General features: G+C 76.7%; 1 protein-coding gene. It reads right to left on the bottom strand.

Features of this window, described 5'->3' with window-relative positions; all coding sequences use genetic code 11:
- Positions 1–516 precede the first annotated feature (516 nt).
- A partial coding sequence (locus SACPADRAFT_RS31680; protein WP_028662600.1) for a hypothetical protein occupies positions 517–1,251 on the bottom strand: 735 nt, incomplete at its 5' end.

Below are 1,251 nucleotides of genomic sequence, written 5' to 3'. Positions count from 1 at the left end.
TCCACGGTGGCCCCCGCGGCGTCGAGGCCCGCCGCGACCTCGACACCCACCCCCTCCCGCGCGGCGGCGAGCGTGCAACCGCCTTCCCCGGGCAGCACCCCGCACCCGGCGAGGGCGGGCAGCAGCGCGAACACGGACACGGCGGGACCGGCGACCCCGGGACGTCGACTCATACCCCCCGGACGCACCGGAATCCCCCCGAGGTTGCACCACCCCACCCGGCGAGTCGCCACTCCAGTCCCGCGAGTTGACACTCCACGCCCGCGAGTCGCCACCTCACGCCCACGAGTTGACACCCCATGCCCGCAAGCTGACACCCGGAGCCGGCGGATCGACACCGCCGGCGGGACGCGATCCTGTGTCACCCACTCGCACGCCAGCACCACTCCGTCCGTGCCGACCGACTCGCAGACATGAGGCGTCGACTCGCAGGACTGGGGCGGCAACTCGCGCGACTGGGATGGCGACTCGCGCGACTGGGGCGGCAACTCGCGGGGCTGGGATGGCGACTCGCGGTCAGGGGAGGTCTTCGAGGGCGGCTTCGGCGGCTTCCAGGGCTCTGCGGGCGGCTTCGGTGCGCTCGCGGGCGCGGGCCTCCCCCCGTTCGGCGGCGCGGAGCTCCTGACGGGCCTCGTCCCGGGTCCTGCGGGCCGCCACCTCCCGGTCGCGGCGGCGTCGTCGCTGGGCCTTACGGTCCCGGTCCGGACTCCGGGGGCGCTCCTCCCGTTGCGGCCCCGGTGACTCCGGCGGGGACTCCCGCGCCGGCGATGGCTCCGGCGGCTCCTGCTCGGGCTCCGGCGTCGGCTTCGGCTTCGGCTCCGGCTTCGGCTTCGGCTCCTGCTCCGGCTCCGGCTCCGGCTCCGGCTCCGGCTCCGGCTCGGGATGCGACTTCTGGTCCGGGTGGGTCGCCGGGCCGGGGCGGTCGGCGTGGTCGGCGCGTCGCCGCTTCCCCCGCCGTGGTGTCGGCTCCCGCGCCGGGGCGGGTGTGGACGCGTGGGGCAGCCACGAGCCCGCGAACGGGTCGCCGGGGTGCAGTGCCGAGGTGAGTCTTCCCACACGGACCTCCCGGGCCGCCTCCGGGTCACCGGCCGCGGCCTCCAACGTGGTCTCGACCTCGCGTACGACCGTCTCGCCGACCTCCGCCCCCGCCAGGTCACGGGCACGCCGGGCGAGCGCGCGCACGGACTCGGCGCGCTGTCGGGTCACCGTGCGAATGCGGTCTCCCGCCAGGTCGGCGTGCGCGCGGCGCAG

Origin of the sequence: Saccharomonospora iraqiensis subsp. paurometabolica YIM 90007, assembly GCF_000231035.2 — a bacterium.
Classification (GTDB): domain Bacteria; phylum Actinomycetota; class Actinomycetes; order Mycobacteriales; family Pseudonocardiaceae; genus Saccharomonospora; species Saccharomonospora paurometabolica.
Note: the sequence above shows the minus strand (reverse complement) of the source record. Positions and strands in the feature narration are given on the sequence as shown.